General features: G+C 72.5%; 14 protein-coding genes. 3 read left to right on the top strand and 11 right to left on the bottom strand.

Annotated elements, in window-relative coordinates; genetic code table 11:
• Positions 1-23 precede the first annotated feature (23 nt).
• The 7 genes from AB0G84_RS08745 to AB0G84_RS08715 form a co-directional block, all read right to left on the bottom strand.
• Entirely contained in the window at positions 24-2234 is a 2211-nt protein-coding gene (locus tag AB0G84_RS08745; RefSeq protein ID WP_361317494.1) for an ATP-binding protein, read from the bottom strand.
• The gene (locus AB0G84_RS08740; protein WP_361317491.1) at positions 2231-2890 is read right to left on the bottom strand and encodes a DUF4255 domain-containing protein; all 660 of its coding nucleotides are present in this window, start codon (positions 2888-2890) and stop codon (positions 2231-2233) included. The genes AB0G84_RS08745 and AB0G84_RS08740 overlap by 4 nt, the downstream gene beginning before the upstream one ends.
• Positions 2891-3100: 210 nt before the next feature.
• A complete protein-coding gene (locus tag AB0G84_RS08735) occupies positions 3101-3802 on the bottom strand; it encodes a response regulator transcription factor (protein ID WP_361317489.1) in 702 nt (233 codons plus the stop codon).
• Positions 3803-4097: 295 nt separating this feature from the next.
• Complete coding sequence (locus tag AB0G84_RS08730; RefSeq protein ID WP_361317486.1) at positions 4098-4712, bottom strand: ATP/GTP-binding protein; 615 nt, start codon at positions 4710-4712, stop codon at positions 4098-4100.
• Positions 4660-5103: a DUF742 domain-containing protein gene (locus AB0G84_RS08725; protein ID WP_361317851.1), complete on the bottom strand. Its 444-nt coding sequence runs from the start codon at positions 5101-5103 to the stop codon at positions 4660-4662. The genes AB0G84_RS08730 and AB0G84_RS08725 overlap by 53 nt, the downstream gene beginning before the upstream one ends.
• A 51-nt stretch (positions 5104-5154) precedes the next feature.
• On the bottom strand, positions 5155-5631 hold the full coding sequence (locus tag AB0G84_RS08720; RefSeq protein ID WP_361317483.1) for a roadblock/LC7 domain-containing protein: 477 nt from the start codon (positions 5629-5631) through the stop codon (positions 5155-5157).
• Complete coding sequence (locus AB0G84_RS08715) at positions 5612-8161, bottom strand: ATP-binding protein (RefSeq protein ID WP_361317481.1); 2550 nt, start codon at positions 8159-8161, stop codon at positions 5612-5614. Before AB0G84_RS08715 ends, AB0G84_RS08720 begins: the two co-directional genes overlap by 20 nt.
• Positions 8162-8599: 438 nt before the next feature.
• Between AB0G84_RS08715 and AB0G84_RS08710 the strand changes: the two genes are divergently transcribed.
• Positions 8600-9736, top strand: coding sequence for a substrate-binding domain-containing protein (locus AB0G84_RS08710; protein WP_361317478.1), 1137 nt, complete (start codon positions 8600-8602; stop codon positions 9734-9736).
• Between the two features lie 130 nt (positions 9737-9866).
• Here the strand turns inward: AB0G84_RS08710 and AB0G84_RS08705 are convergent, their stop codons facing one another.
• The 3 genes from AB0G84_RS08705 to AB0G84_RS08695 all read right to left on the bottom strand — a co-directional run bounded on the left by AB0G84_RS08705 (position 9867) and on the right by AB0G84_RS08695 (position 12922).
• Positions 9867-10871, bottom strand: coding sequence for a hypothetical protein (locus AB0G84_RS08705; protein ID WP_361317475.1), 1005 nt, complete (start codon positions 10869-10871; stop codon positions 9867-9869).
• 746 nt (positions 10872-11617) lie between these two features.
• Positions 11618-12067: a hypothetical protein gene (locus tag AB0G84_RS08700; protein WP_361317473.1), complete on the bottom strand. Its 450-nt coding sequence runs from the start codon at positions 12065-12067 to the stop codon at positions 11618-11620.
• Positions 12068-12220: 153 nt separating this feature from the next.
• Positions 12221-12922 carry a DUF4232 domain-containing protein gene (locus AB0G84_RS08695; RefSeq protein ID WP_361317470.1) on the bottom strand — a complete coding sequence of 234 codons (702 nt, stop codon included), beginning with the start codon at positions 12920-12922 and terminating at the stop codon, positions 12221-12223.
• Positions 12923-13212: 290 nt separating this feature from the next.
• Here AB0G84_RS08695 and AB0G84_RS08690 point away from each other — a divergent pair, with 290 nt between their 5' ends.
• Together AB0G84_RS08690 and AB0G84_RS08685 are read left to right on the top strand one after the other, a co-directional pair.
• Positions 13213-13494 (top strand): helix-turn-helix transcriptional regulator, encoded by a 282-nt coding sequence (locus AB0G84_RS08690; protein ID WP_361317467.1) that lies wholly within the window; start codon positions 13213-13215, stop codon positions 13492-13494.
• A gap of 100 nt (positions 13495-13594) precedes the next feature.
• Entirely contained in the window at positions 13595-14518 is a 924-nt protein-coding gene (locus AB0G84_RS08685) for a transcriptional regulator (RefSeq protein ID WP_361317464.1), read from the top strand.
• Positions 14519-14776: 258 nt separating this feature from the next.
• Here the strand turns inward: AB0G84_RS08685 and AB0G84_RS08680 are convergent, their stop codons facing one another.
• On the bottom strand, positions 14777-14974 hold the full coding sequence (locus AB0G84_RS08680) for a hypothetical protein (RefSeq protein WP_361317462.1): 198 nt from the start codon (positions 14972-14974) through the stop codon (positions 14777-14779).
• Between the last annotated feature and the right edge of the window lie 258 nt (positions 14975-15232).

Here is a 15232-nt window from a genome sequence, read left to right as displayed (position 1 = left end):
CGGCCCCGGCCGCGTTCGGACGGTCAGTCCCACAACGGCGACGCGTCCGGCACCAACCGCCCCATCTTGCGGTACTCGCGCCGCGCCCCGGCCCGTACGTCCGCCGCCGTCACCGGCCCGCCGCGCCCCGCCGCGAGATAGCCCGCGGTCACCGCGGCCGAGCGGATCGCCCCGCCGGACAGCTCGAACTCCTCGGCGCAGGCGTCGAGGCCGAGGTCGTCCGCGCAGGGGGTGGCCGCCAGACAGGAGCGCCACAGCGCGATCCGCTGCCCGGCGTCCGGGAACGGGAAGTCGACCACCAGATCCAGCCGGCGGGTGAACGCGTCGTCGATGTTGGCGCGCAGGTTGGTGGTCAGCACGGCGACCCCGTCGAACGCCTCCAGCCGCTGCAGCAGATAGGCGCTCTCCAGGTTCGCGTAACGGTCGTGCGAGCTCTTGACCTCCGAGCGCTTGCCGAAGACGGCGTCGGCCTCGTCGAAGAGCAGCACGGCGTCCGTGCGGTCGGCCTCGGTGAAGATCCGCTCCAGGTTCTTCTCCGTCTCCCCGACGTACTTGTCCACCACCGCCGACAGCTCCACCACATAGAGGTCCAGGCCCAGTTCACCGGCCACCACCTCGGCGGAGAGCGTCTTCCCGGTCCCGGAATCCCCGGCGAACAGCGCCACCACACCCCTGCCGCGCCCACCGCCGGTGCGCAGCCGCCACTCGCCCAGCACCTTCTCCCGATGCCGGGCCCGCTGCACCAACTCGTGCAGCAGGGTGAGCGGTTCGGGTGGCAGCACGAGCCCGTCGAAGCCGACGGCGGGCCGGACGCGCCGGGCGTGCCGGTCCAGCAGCGGCGCGGACTGCTGGCGCGCGCTGTGCTGGATGTGGGCGGCGGTCACCGGCGTCCCGTCGAAGGCGGCGAGGGCGGTGGCCGCACGGGCCGCCCGGCGGATCTGCGCGGCGCCCAGCCGGTATGGCGCAACGGCCGGGCCGAGGTCGACGTCAGTGTCCACCGAGCCGAGTGCGCTGCTCCAGACCTCACCCGCAGCCGCCCCGTCGTCCGGAGCGTCCAGCCCGAACAGCCCGGAATCCGGGGCCCAGCCCGGGTCGTACGGCTCGCTCCCGAAGAAGACCACCGGTACGTCCCCGCCGGCCAGCGCCCTGATGAGGGTGTGCGACCGTTCCGGCAGCGGCCCCACCACGACCGCGGCCCGCCGTAGCCGTGCCTCCCGCAGCAGCGCGCCCGCCAGCGTCGCACCGTCACCGTGGTGACCGTCCGGCCGGTACCGCAGCACGGGCAGGCCGGCGCTCCGCAGCCCGTCGGTCACCGGCTCGGCGGCGGTACCGGGTCGGCGCTCCCGCAGGTGGACGGCGAGCGGCCGCTGCCTCGCGAGCCCGGCGAGCCGCCCGGCGAACGTCGGGTCTCCGGTCCGGTCTCCGATCCGGTCCCCGGTCGGGGCACCGCTTGCCCCGAGACCCGCGTCCCGCTCTCCTCCCGGCAGCAACTCCACCTCGGCGCCGCTGAGTTCGGGGTCCAGCCCGTCGTCGCCCAGCAGATGGGCCACCACCCGCTCCGGCACCCGCAGCGCCCGCCCCGGTAGCGGCCGGTCCTCGTCCTCGATGACCAGCAGCCCACCGGACAGCAGCGGCGCGCCGGGGTGGAAGCGGGCGCGGGCCACGGGGTCGTACGGGCCGGTGCCCGCGAGGTCCAGCGCCAGCGCGACCGTGGCACGGCGACGCCCGACGTCGTCGTTGAGGTAGCCGTACAGCGGCTCGAAGCCGCGGTCCACATCGGGCGCCAGCGCGGCCAGCAGGATGTGCAGGTCCAGGGCCGACAGCCCGAACCGCCCGGCGAGCGCGCCCGAACGGTCCCCGGGCCCCCACGGACCCGCCGTCCCGCCGGCCGGTTCGCCCGCATCCGCCGGACCGGTACCCGCCTCGCCCGTGGTCGCCTCGCCCGTGCTCCCCGCCGGCGGTTGCGCGGCCAGTCGTCGGGCGATCTCCGGGGTCACATACAGCCCGCGCAGCGGGTCCGAGGCCGTCGGATCGTCGGCGCTGCGCCGCTCCACCAGAGCGGCCACCCGCTCGCGCAGCCCCGTCAGCCGGGCGAGCAGCCCGGCACCGGCGCCTTCACCGTCGTATTCACCCCGGTATTCGCCCCCATATTCGCCCCCGTATTCACCGACGTTCTCATCGGCGCTTTCCCCCGCGCCGTCACCGGCGCCTTCCGCCACCGTCGCGCCCCTCATCGTTCCCCCTCGCTGCCGTTGGCGGCCGGCGAGGCACCCGGAGCGGACCGGAGCATCCGGGGCTGGGAGTCGCCGGGGACGCCGTCGAGGCCACGGACGACCGTGACCGCGCCCTCGGTGACCGGCGGTGCCACCTCGTACGAGGGCGAGACCGGGAAGGGCAGGGTGATCACCACGTCCAGGGACGGCTTGAGCTCGCCGCCGAGCGCGGACCAGATGTCGGCGATCGAGCGGGACTCGGGGGGCGGCACGGCAACCGTGAGCGGGATGCTCACCTCCAGTCCGCGGAGCGCCTGCGGCAGTGCGGCCGCCGGCAGGATCTCGTGCGAGAGCAGGCACCCCAGCGCGGCCGACAGCAGTCGGTGCTCGTCCTCCGGGCGGGTGGTCCAGGCCGTGACCAGGTAGGACAGCCGGAACCAGCGCCGCGGCTGACGCCTGCGCACGACCATGCCAGCGGCGTCCCGTTCCGCGATCGCCCCGCGCTCGCGGCGGGCGACCTCCTCGCGGATGTCGTAGAGATACGCGTTGAGCGTGGGCGCGTTGCGCCGCGCCGCCCAGTCGCGGGTCGGCGCCTCGAAGGCGACGTCCCCGGCACCGTCCGGCAGGACCCCGCCGCGCAGCACACTGCGCATCGCCTCATCTACCTCGTGAATCACGCCAGTTCCCCTGCCCGTTCCGCTGCTCGTTCCGCCGCCTGTTCCGCCACCCGGTGCCCCACAGCCCGTACGTCCTCCGCCAACTCCGTCACCACGTCACCCTCTGCTGTCGCACCCGCACCCGCACCTGCCGCCGCATCCACACACCTCTCCGCATCCGCGCCGTTCTCCTGCTCCGCACCGCTCTCCGTGCCTGCTTCCGCTCCCACCTCAGATGTAGCCCTCTCGCAGCGCGTAAGCGACGGCGTGCGCGCGGTTGTGCAACTGCAGCCGGGTCATCAGGGCGTGCAGGATGTTCTTGACGGTGCGTTCGGAGTACGCGAGTTTCTCCGAGATCTGCCGGGTGTCCAGCCCCTCGGCGACCAGCCGCAGCACATCGACCTCACGCGGCGCCATACCGAACGTCGGCGCGTACCCCACGGAGGCCGATGCCGCCACCGACCGCCGCAGCTGCCCCACCTGTGTGAGCAGCGTGCTGATCAGGTCCGGCGGCAGGTCGCCCTCGTCGCGCGCCGCGCTCTGCACCGCCCGCAACAGCCGGTGCGGGGTGGCCTGATGGCGCCACAGGATGGCCCGTACGCCGTACTCCACCGCCGTCATCAGCTCAGGCTCGCGCAGATCCCGGGCGATCAGCACCACACGCTGCTCGCCACCCCGTACGAGCCGCCTCAGTTCGGCCGCGGCGACCTCGTCGAACCGGTCGATCGGCATGATCGCCACGGTCCCGACCGGCTCCCCGCCGTCCTCTTTCCCTCTCCCGCGCTCCGCCTGATCCGTCCGCTGGCTGGCTCCCGCTCCGCCCTGGTGTTGGACGATCTCGACGGTGGGCTGATGCTGTAGGTGACTGACGACCCCGGCCCGACTGAGCGGGTCGGAGGCGTGCACCGTCACCGTGACGCGTGTATCCGGCACTGATGTCCCTCGTCTCGCCCCCGTTTTACCGACTGCCGCAGAATCCACGAAGGCAATCAACAAACGCTTACCGGGCAATCAACGCCGGAGGTGGACCCTGTTGTTGGGCAGGCGCACCGAGGGCGGCCGGGTCGGCGCAGCCGGCCGGATGGCCGGGGCGCCCGGGTGAGGCACGGCGGGGGAGACCCTCCCCGGGAGGGCAGCGCCGGCCCGGCCGTTGCCGGTCCGGCCCGTATCCGGCCCCGCCCGTTGCCGGCCCGGGCGGATCGGGGCCGGTCGGAAGGAGCCGGTGGGGTCAGCCCGCCGCGGTGTGTTCCGCGCGGGACAGGGCGACTTCGAGCACGACCAGCAGCGCGTCCCGGACCGAGCCGGTGCTGCGGGCGTCGAAGACGACCAGCGGGATGTGGTCGGAGACGTCCAGCGCCCACCGCACCTCGTCGAGGTTGTGGTGGACCTCGCCGTCGAACGCGTTGACCGCGACGGCAAACGGTATGCCCTTGTGCTCGAAGTAGTCCACCGCGGCGTAACAGTCGTCCAGGCGGCGGGTGTCCACGATCACCAGACCGCCGAGCGCGCCCTCGACCACGTCGTCCCACATGAACCCGAACCGGTCCTGGCCCGGGGTGCCGAACAGGTAGAGCTTCAGCGTCGGGTCGATGGTGATGCAGCCGAAGTCCATGGCGACCGTGGTCGTGGTCTTGCCGGGGGTGTGGGTGAGGTCGTCCACACCCGCCGCGACCTCTGTGATGGCGGCCTCCGTGGTCAGCGGCCGGATCTCGGAGATCGAGCCCACGGCGGTGGTCTTGCCGACCCCGAAGCCGCCGGCGATGACCAACTTGACCGGCAGCGGCGGCTGTTCAACCGATGTCACGGAGTGTGTCCCGTGAGTCGGGGACGGCTCGGAGACCATCGATCACCCTTCGCAGTACGGAAATGTCCTGGGTAGTCCTGGCGTCCGGGACGTGGACCGCCAGGTGTCCGGCGGTGCACAGATCCTCCGCCAGCACCCGGACCACATTGAGGTGGAGGCGCAGCCGAGCGGCGAGTTCCGCCACCGACTGCGGCCGTCGGCAGGCGGCGACGATGTCGCGCTGTTCGAAGGCGAGCGAGCCCAGGGTGGCGAGCCCGGACGACGTCGCCACGACCTGGGTCTCGACCGGGAGCGGAGGGCCGGACCCGCCCCCCGCCACCCGGCCGGCGGTCAGCAGGAAGGGCCGGATCGCGGGCGCGCGGCCGGCTGGCTCCGACGGACCGGCGGCGTGGTCCGCTGCCTCGTTCGGTCCCGGTTCACCAGCGGCCATCATGATCCTCTTCTCACTGCCTGCACCCTGCCTCCGCGGAGTGGGACGGGGTCAGCGGGCCGGTGTGGCGCCGGCGTTCTTCTTCAGCTCCAGCACCAGCTGGGGGGTGAGCGCGCTGCCGGCCCGGTTGGCGAAGAGGGTCATCTCGTAGGCGATGTTGCCCAGCTTCGCCTCCTTGGAGGCCACCACGCCGAGGACGGCACCGCAGCCGATGGCCGACACCAGCACATGACCGCCCTCCAGGTCGATGATGACCTTGTTGAGGCCGCCCAGGCCGTAGTTGCCGGACGCACCGGAGGCCAGACTGGTGATGCCCGACACGATGGCGGCGAGCCGCTCGGAGTCGGCCTGTTCGCGCAGCTGCGAGACGGCGATCAGCAGGCCGTCGGAGGAGACCGCGATGGCGTCGACGACACCGGCGGTCTGGGTGGCGAACCGGTCGAGCAGCCAGGTGAAGTCCGCCGCCGCGGCCGTCAGATCGGTGGCTTCCTCCCGCTCGGAACTGCTCTTACCTGTCGGTGTCGTCACTGACCGACTCCTTCCGGGGTTGCTGGTGCTGCGAGGGCTCTGGGTCCCTCAGGGCAGGGGCACTCTCTTGCTCTGCCCTGCGTACTGCGGCCTCGAATGCGTCGAGTTCCGAACGGACCGCGTCGGCGTCGACGGGCTGGCGCACGGCCTGGGCCGCACGGTCGACCGCAGGGGCGGTCCGCTCGAGCGTCGCGCCCCGTACCCGCCGGCGCAGCGGGCGTCCGGGCTGTGCCGGGGGCGGCTCGCTCGCGGGGGCGCTCTGCTCCGCGTCCGTGCGCGGGGGGAGGCGCCGGGGGAGCTCGCCGTGCGGTGAGGGGACGGCCGGTCGCCGTCCGGGCGCGGTGGCGGGGCGCCGCACCGGCAGGGGCGGGGCGGAGGCTCGTACGGACTCGGACTCGGACTCGGACTCGGACCCGGGCTCGGGCGTGGGCTCTTGCCCGGGCGCTGCCGGGTGCTCCGACGCGGCCCCGGGCTCGACCTTGGCCCCGGTATCGACCGGGATCTCGGGTTTGACCAGGTCCACGGCCGGGGCGGCGGCGGGGTGCACGGCCAGCAGCAGCGCGGACGGGAGCCAGACGGTGCCGGTGACCCCACCGCCCGGCGTACGGCTCAGGGTGACCCGGATGCCCGAGCGCCGGGCGAGGCTGCCGACCACGAACAGGCCGAGGACCTTGGTCGGTACCAGGTCGAGCCGTTCCCGGCGGACCAGGCGGGAGTTCTCCTCGTCGAGGCGTTCGGTGCTCATGCCGAGGCCGTGGTCGATGATCTCGATCAGGGCGCCGCCGTCCGCGGTGACATCGGTACCGGGCCGGACGACCACCTCGACGGGGGTGTCGGACGGGGAGAACGAGACCGCGTTCTCCAGCAGTTCGGCGAGCATCAGCGTCAGGTCGTCGACGATGCCGGGCTCGACGGTGACCTCCGTCTCGGCCCGCAGGGAGACCCGCTGGTACCCCTCGATCTGGCCGAGTCCGGCCCGGATGACGTCGGCCAGCGGCGTCGGCCGGGCCTCCACCTCGGGGTCCCGGATCCCGGCGAGCAGCATCAGGCTGTCGGCGTTGCGCTGGAGGCGTACCGCGATGTGGTCGATGCGGTACATCCGCTCCAGGACGTCGGGGTCGGACTCCTCGCGCTCCACGGCGTCGATCAGCATCAGCTGGCGTGAGGTGAGGTTGCTGACGCGGCGTCCGACGTTGCCGAACATCTCGGCGACGTTGCGCCGGCTGAGCACCTGCCGCTCCAGCAGCGCCGCGGCGGTGACCTGCACCTGGTTGAACGCCTCGGCCAGGTGGCCGATCTCGTCGTGGACCGGGACGGGGATCGGCCGCGGCTGCAGCGGGGTGCCCTCCGCCGACTCCTCGTCCTCGACCTTGCCGAGCTCCTCGCCGGCCACGTCGACCACCTGCTGGGCGGCGCCGGTCAGGGCCGCCAGCGGACGCACGACCGAGCGCCGGACCAGGACGGAGAAGGTCAGCCAGGAGGTGAAGCCGAGCAGGGCCAGGCCGAGCATCGCCAGCGCGTTCTCCAGGGCGCTCCGGGAGAGGTCGTCGGCCTGGGCGGCGATCTGGTCGGTCAGCGAGCGGGTGATGTCGAGGCGGGCCGCGGCCTGCCGGGTGCCGGCGGCCATCGCCTTGCGCAGCTGGTCCGGGCTCTGGCCCTGCAGGGAGCCGGGATCGATCTGCAGCTCCGCGAACTGCGCCTCGATGCCGTTCTCCTCGGCGTCCCGCTCGATCCCGCTCAGGCGCAGCACCTGGTCCGGGTCGGCGAGCCGGCCGAACCGCTCGACCTGTTCGTCGTAGATCGTGTGGGCGCCGACCGCGCGGGTGTACTCGGTGAGCGCGTTGGCATCCCGGGTCTGGGCCGAGAACACCCCGCTCTCGAAGGCCGCGTGGGCGGCGTCGGCGCGCAGCACCGTGTCGAGGAGGTGGGTGACCGAGGACGAGGAGGTGCCGGCGAAGCGGTCTAGGCCGATGCCGTCGATCAGGTAGCCGACCGCGGCGGCGTACGCCGGGTCGATGCTGGCGGCCGGAACAGAACCCCGTTCGACCTTGTCCCGCAGCACGGCGAGGTTCCCGATGTACTCGAGGGCCCGCGCCTCTTCCTTGGGCAGGCCCGCCCCGAACGCCTTGCGCACGGTACCGACCTGCGCATCGGTCTCCCGCTGCGTCTGACGGTAGGCGGCGGTCGAGGGCAGGGCGGTGCCGGGCCGGGCGGACTCCTGCTCCACCGACAGCAGCAGCGCCTGCCGGTGTTCGGCCTGAACGCCGTTGATCAGCCTGGTGACCTGCTCGCTGTCGCGCACCAGCTCCGCGGTCCGGCTGGCGTCGAGGGCCTTCTCGCCCTGGGTGTTGACGCCGATGGCCAGCAGCACGCCGACGACCGCGACGGGGGCGATCACCAGGACGTTGAGCTTCCGCCGGAACGGCCACCGGTCCAGGACGGCGCCCGCCCGCTGACGGAGCCGCGGCCCGCGCGGTGAACGCCGCGGCGGGTCCAGTGCAGGTGACGGTTCCACTGTGTCGACAGACACCCAGGCCTCCTTACGACGTGCTCCTGAGCGGTGACCGAGGTGGTGTTGTTGCCGACCGCCAACGATGGAGGAATGCGACGCTCGCGAAGTTCGCCCCCAATGCGAGCGAAAGGTTTGCGCCACATGCCCAACCGGCCGTGAACACTACCGCTTGTGCACGCGCATGCAACACGTGACCACCAATGGTCAATCGGTATTCAACTCTTTTTCAGTGTTTGGTCCGTTACTGCCCTTGCGGTGGACGCTGCCGGCCGCCACCGCGAGGGGCCGGTGCCCGCAGGGGGCGGGGCGCGGACCGGCTTGTTCCGTACCGGACCCCGGATGCCGGCCCGGTGGGGCGGCGCCCGCCGAAGCCGGCTGTGGGCCGGAGCGCCGCCACCCGTAACCTGTCTCCCCCCACCCCAAGCCGTATCCTCATCCCGCTCTGCGAGGAGACCCGTGCACCCCACCCGCAAGGCGGCCGTGACCGCCGCCGCACTCCTGGTCATGGCCACCGCCGGCTGCGATTCCGGCACCGGCGCCACCGCCTCCCGCGGCGGCTCCTCCAAGCCCGGATGCCCCACCGTCCTCGACCGGGCCGAGCGGGCCGTGAAGAAGGCCGAGGGCGTCAACGCCCCCTGGAAGGGCCCTACCACCGGGCCCCGTGCCGCCCACGACAAGACCATCGTCTATATCGCCCAAACCCTGACCAACCCGGGCGTCGCCGGAGTGGGTCAGGGGGTCCAGGAAGCGGCCGGGATCGTCGGGTGGCACGCCCGCACCCTCAACGGCCAGGGCACACCGGCCGGCCAGCGCGCCGCCTTCAAGCAGGCCGTCGGTCTCAAGCCGGACGGCATCGTCATCAGCGGTTTCGACCCCGCGACCGCCGCCGAGAGCGTCAAGAAGGCCCGTAAGGCCGGAATTCCGCTGATCGGCTGGCACGCCGCCCCGGCGCCCGGACCCAGTGCCGATGCGCAGCTCTTCACCAACATCACCTCCAGGGTCGAGGACGTGGCGAAGATCAGCGCCGACTGGATCATCGCGCGGTCCCGCGGCCGTGCGGGCGTCGTGCTGTTCACCGACGCCACGGTGCCCTTCGCCAAGCACAAGTCCGACCTGCTCAAGAAGGAACTCGCCACCTGCTCGGACGTCAAGCTGCTGAGCTACACCAACATGCCCATCCCCCAGGTCAACGCCCGCTCCATCGGGGAGGTTCGCTCCCTGCTGTCCCGGTTCGGCCGCAAGTGGACCTACTCCGCCGCGATCAACGACCTGTACTTCCAGCACGCCGCCCCCGCCCTGCGCGCCGCGGGCAAGGACGGCGCCGGCGCCCCGTTCAACATCGGTGCCGGTGACGGCGACCCGTCCGCCTTCCAGCGCGTCAACGGCAAGCAGTTCCAGGCCGCCACCGTGCCCGAGCCGCTCTCCGAACAGGGCTGGCAGATCGTCGACGAGTTCAACCGGGCCTTCGCCGGCGCCCGGGACAGCGGGTACGTCGCTCCCGTCCACATCGCCACCGCCACCAACAGCGGCGGCGCACTGTCCTGGGACTCCGAGGGCTACCGCCAGGCCTACCGCAAGATCTGGGGCCGGTGACGGGCCCCCGTCTGGTGACGGACCCCCGTCCGGGGCCGGATTGCGGCCCCGGACGCCCCGTGGTCGCCGCGATGCCCTGACGGCGGCGCTCCCCGCCGTCGGGGTACGCAGCTGTCACGGCACGCGGGCGTCAGCGGCGGAGGGCCAGCCCCGGAAGGGCCAGCAGGCCGCCGTCCTCGCACCGCACCTCCGTCACCGCCACCTCGCCCGGCGAGCGGACACCCCGCAGCCGCAGTTCCCCGACCGCCATCCGGGCAGCCGCCGCGGCGCCCGCGGCACCGAGGTCGTGGAAGTCCCGCTGCCACCAGCCCATGACCTGCTGCCCCCACCCCCTGCCCACCATGACCGCACCGGGGGTCCCGCCGGGCACCGTGCGGTCGTCCACCAGCAGCTGCACACCGTCCGCCTCCGAGCACAGCACCGACAGCCCGTCACCGCACCGCGCCCGGCCGCCGGGAGCCACGAGGTTGAAACCCGCCACGTCGTGCGGCCCGATCTGCGCCGGTAACTGCTCCCACCACGCACCCAGCAACGCGGTGAGCGACGCCTCCAGCCACGACCAGTCCCGTGCCGCCGGCACCGAGGGCAGGTCGAGCGGCGGGCTGCCCGCCGAGTGCCGGTGGAGCTGCCACAGATAGGGCACCTGGCGGTAGTACGAGGCCGGGTCGGACCGCGACCCCGGCGTGAACCGCGCCCGCTCCTCGGCCTCCAGCTCCGCGGTACGCCGTACCGACAACCGCAGCCCCTCCTCGCCGCGGTCGAGCAGCAGGGTCCGCCCCGTGGTGCGCCACCGGACGACCGGACCGTCGGCAGCGCCGCCGTACAGCGTCGGCGGTCCGATCCGCAGGGTCACCGCATCCAGTACCTCCCGCGTCAGCGCCCTGCGCTGCGCGGCCGACGAGGTCGCGCCGAACGCCCGCACGGTGATCGCCGGCCGGTGTAAGTCCCGTTCCGACGGCCGGTGGTGGAGCCTCTCGGCGAGCTCTCCGACCGCGCCGTCGTCCGGAAGTCCGGCCGTACCGTCGCCTCTCCCACCCGCCGTCGCCCACGCGGCGAGGCGTCCCAGGTACGGGTGGAGCAGGGCGGTTCCGTCCGGCTGTGGGCGGCGGCGCGCACACGGACGGGACGCCGTCATCGGGTCCGTGCCCGACGGGGCGTGCTCCGCGGCCCGACCGGGTGTGCCACTTCGGCCCGCACTCCGCTGCGGAGACGGGCAGGCGTCGAAGGTTGACATGAGGGCCTCCAGAAGCGGTGGGTCCTGGGGGTGGGCGGGACGGGCCGAACAGCGACCGTGCACCGGGTGCCGGTTCCGGTCGCGCTGCCGGGAGCGGCCGTGGTGACCTGCCGGCGCGCGTCCGAGGGACGGCTTCGGCGGCCCGCCACGGGCCTTGGTGGCATCGAGCGAAGGCCTGGTGACCTCCGCGCCGGGACCACGGATCAGGGGACGTGCGCAACCTGCCGGGCCGTTGCTCCGGCACGCCGCACAGGAGGAACGGGGATCACCCCAGGGGGCGCAGCCGTGCCCCGGCTCTGTCGTCTCTGAGGCCGGTAACGGCCCGTGGGCCTTCCGCCACTGCCGTTCCCGTTCCGTCTGCACGCAGCCGCATGCCCCTACCCCCGATTCCGTCCTCTTCCGAGTGCCGTGGCCTCAGTCAACCTGGTTGCCGGGCAGGGTGCCAGGGATTCGATGAGGTTCCAGGCCGGCCGAGGGCGACGAAGAGCGGCGAAAGGCGACGAAGCCCGACGAAGGGTGACGTGGGCAGGCGGTGCGGCCGTGCTGCCCGTGCCGCCCTGCTCGGCTACGGCGGAGACTGCCGGGGTCGGCCCACCGGCACCGGCGGCGACCGGCGCGGGCATCGTGCGCCTCGGCCGGTGTGGCCCTCAACCGGTCTGACGGGCCGTGGAGAAGTAGGCGTGCGAGGGCGGGAGGACCAGCAGGGCCCCGATCGCCGCGATGCACAGGTCGGGGACGTACCGGTGGACGACCGTCCAGTCCAGGCCGCTCATGTTCATGTCGGTGAGCACGAACAGCAGGTGGAGAGCGGCCACGGCGATCAGCAACAGCCGGGCCCAGCTGCGGCCCTGGCACATCCAGAAGGCGCACCACAGCAGCCCCGCACCGAGCACGGCGACGAAACCGGCGGACAGGACGGTCTGCTGGATCGCACCCGCCCACCCCATAGTGCTGCGCAGTTCCTGGAACCCGGTGGGCGGGATGACAAAGGTGTCCAGCACCCACCCGCCGACGTCGAGCAGAACGGCGAGGAACGCCAGCCGGAAGGCGATCCCCACCTCGTGCGGAGGCTTGCGGCCTGCCGTGGCTCGGAACATCAACTCTCCCTCTTCTGGGGCGCGCACGCGTCGTTGACCAAGACGGCGGGCGGCCTCTCCAGGTTCCGCCCACCGCCGCCACACGCCCGAACGTGCCCATGCCGCACCGTGGTCCGGCGAGCCGGCAGGTCCGTAGGCCAGTACGTCGGTACGTCAGTAGGTGAGCGCGTCGGAGGCCGAGGTCTGCCAGTAGGTGACGGCGGCGTTGTCGTCCTTGTGCGTGCCCGAGGGCAGGGTGAGCCGGCTCGGCTCGCCCGTGGAACCCGAGCCACTGCGCGGCGCGAAGTACACCGTGAGCCGCTTCGCGGTCCGGCCACCGGTGTCACCGCCGCCCGCACCGCTGAGCATGATCGAGGCGTACGCGGACCCGCCCGGGGCGACGGTCACCACGGCCTGCGGCTTGCTGTCCTCGATGGTCCGGGTCGCGGCCTGCTCATCGTCGAAGCGCAGCAGGGGAGCGAAGTACGCCTGACAGGCGTGTGAGCCCTTGTTGGTGACCTTCAGGAGCAGGTGATTGATGGGGCGCGTGGGCTTGCTGACCACGGCAGTGGTGTTCGACCCCGTACACGGTGCGAGAGAGCCGTCCCCGGTGCCCGCGGCCGCACCGCCGTTGCCGGCCTTTCCGGAGCTGCCGTTCCGGTGGCCGGAGGCGCCCTTCCCGTCGCCGTGCTGCGTGCCGTGTGCCTGGTCGTCCCCGTCGCCCGCGCCGCCCGGCTGGCTCGCGGCGGCGCCGGCGTTCGTGCCGTCCGTTCTGGGGGTGGGCGTCGTCTTCGTCAGATCCTCGCAAGCGGACAGGGACAGGCTCGCGAGAGCGGCGACGGTGGCGACGGTGGTACGGGCGCGAAGGCTGCGCATGGTGGTTCGAACTCTCCTTGCAGGTGGATTCAGTGACGGCTGATCAGCGCGATCACGACCGCGACACTGGCGATCAGCACGGCGATGGCGAGGACATCGCTGAGGCACAAGCGGGTTCGCATGGCGTCTCCCGTCTCGATGGTGCTGCTCCAGCCTGCGGGGTGATCGCCGGTCCGCCAACGGATCCGGGACAATATGGGAAGCCGGAACGCCGCCAGGGGGGTTGACCTGGGGAAACGCCCTTTCCCTGGAACGCCTACCTGGAACGGCGGAACGAACAGGGGATCAGGGTGGCGGCAGAAACAGAGGCATTCGCACGGCAGTTGCGCCTGTTGAAGGAGCGCTCGGGACGCAGTTACGGCGTCCTCGCCGGGAAGTTGCACATGAGCGTGTCCACGCTGCACCGGTACTGCCACGGCGACGCCGTTCCGCTGGACTTCGCGCCCGCCGACCGCCTCGCCAGGCTGTGCGGGGCGACACCGGAGGAGCTGGTGGAACTCCACCGGAGCTGGATCGTGGCCGACGAGGCCCGCAAACGCAGCCGGTCGTCATCCGCCCGCCACCTCGGCTGACTCACCCGCCTCGGCGGACTCACCCGACTCTCCAGCCCCGGTCGTCGTCGTGGGGGGCCGTGCGGGCGCGGCCGGAGCACCCGCGGAACCGGTGGCGGCCGTGCGCGGCTCCGTGGGGCGCAAGCGCCTCCGCCTCGCCCTCGCAGTCGCCGCCCTGGCCGCTCTCGCCGTACCCGTGGCCCTGGCGGCCGAGGACGTCCCGCAGCCCGCCCCCGCGAGCGCCCCGTCCGCCTCCGTCCGGTCTCCGGCGGCCAGTGGTACGCCCCGGCCGCTCCCGGAAGGCCCCGCGCCGAGCAACACCCCCTCGAAGGGGCGTTCCACCCGCGAGGGGAAGGGGCGGCCCACCCCGTTGGGTACGGGCCGGCCGCAGGATCCCACTGCCGCCCGGACCCCGGCCGACGGTGCGCCTGGTACGGCACCGCAGGTGGGCGTCAGTTCGTACAACTGGGACGAGCCCTGTGGCCTCAACTACCTTCTCGCACAGCCCCCGGACCACGTCCCCCCACCGCCCGCTCCGCAGGATGCGCGCCACTGGGCGCGCGTCCTGGGCGGCGTCGCCGGCGGGCACCAGCTGCTCCAGCTCACCGCGACCAGCGACCGCGAGGACGCCGTCGTCCTGACCTCCCTGCACGTACGGGTGGTGGCCCGGCGCGCCGCCCTGCCCTGGCAGGCCTACTCGATGGGCGACGGCTGCGGCGGCGGCATCACCCCGCAGACCTTCGACATCGACCTGGACGACGCCCGGCCGGTGACGAAGGCGGTGGCCGGCCAGGACGGCGATGTCGTCGTGCCCGCGAAGGACTTCCCGTTCAAGGTCTCCGCCCGGGACCCGCAGGTGCTGAACCTCGATGTGCACACCACGGGGCATGACGTCAGCTGGTATCTGGAGGTCGGCTGGAGCAGTGGCGGCCGGCAGGGAACGGTACGCGTCGACGACGGGGGAAAGCCGTTCCGTACCAGTCCGGTCGAAGGGCGTCAGCGGTACTCCTACTGGGCCGAGAAGAACCGCTGGACCCCCAACTGACGCTCCGGCGGCCCCTGCCGCTGCCGCTGTCCCTGTCCCCGTGCCTGTCCTTGTGCCCGTTCCTGTCCCCGTCCCTGTGCCGGCCGGCCCATGCCCCTGGCTCCTGCTGCTGCGCAGTTCGACGCTCGTCTGCCGTGCGCTGTCAGCCGCTGTACGGACGCAGGCGGTGGCGCACCCGCCGTTGTCGCGAGTGCGCCACCGCCTGCTGCACCGTGCGCCCTGCCGGTGTGTTCTGTCGCTGTGCCCTGCCGCTGGGCTCTACGGCCGGGCCCGCATCACATGGTGGGCCAGCGTCGCCCACAGCCCCTTCAACGTGAGGAGCAGGGACTGGTCCTTGAGGATGCGTGCCTGCTCTTTCGCCAGGTCGCCTGAGCGCAGCACTCCGGCGCGCTGTTCCATATATGCGGCGGGGTTGGCCTGAAACTCCCCGATACGGGGGTCAGTTTCTAATGCCACGCCATTCCAGACACCTGCAGTCGTACTCATGACTGAATCCCCCCAGGATTCTGCATCGCGTGAGCGCTTTTCGCGGTGGTCGGGCATAGAGCATTCCGTCCCTACCTCCCCCCGAGGCGTACACCCGTCGTGGCCCAGATGGCGCCCCAACGAGATCCTTTCGGTGGCCGCTCACTTTCGATCACCCTTTGATCGTTCTCGATGGTGAGTGGCCGTGATCGCGACGCGTACCCCTCGGCAAGCTGGGCACAACGCCCT

Source organism: Streptomyces sp. NPDC020742 (assembly GCF_040641675.1).
In the GTDB taxonomy this organism is placed as follows: Bacteria; Actinomycetota; Actinomycetes; order Streptomycetales; family Streptomycetaceae; genus Streptomyces.
The sequence above is the reverse complement of the archived record's forward strand: the minus strand, read 5'-3'. Positions and strand labels throughout refer to the sequence as shown.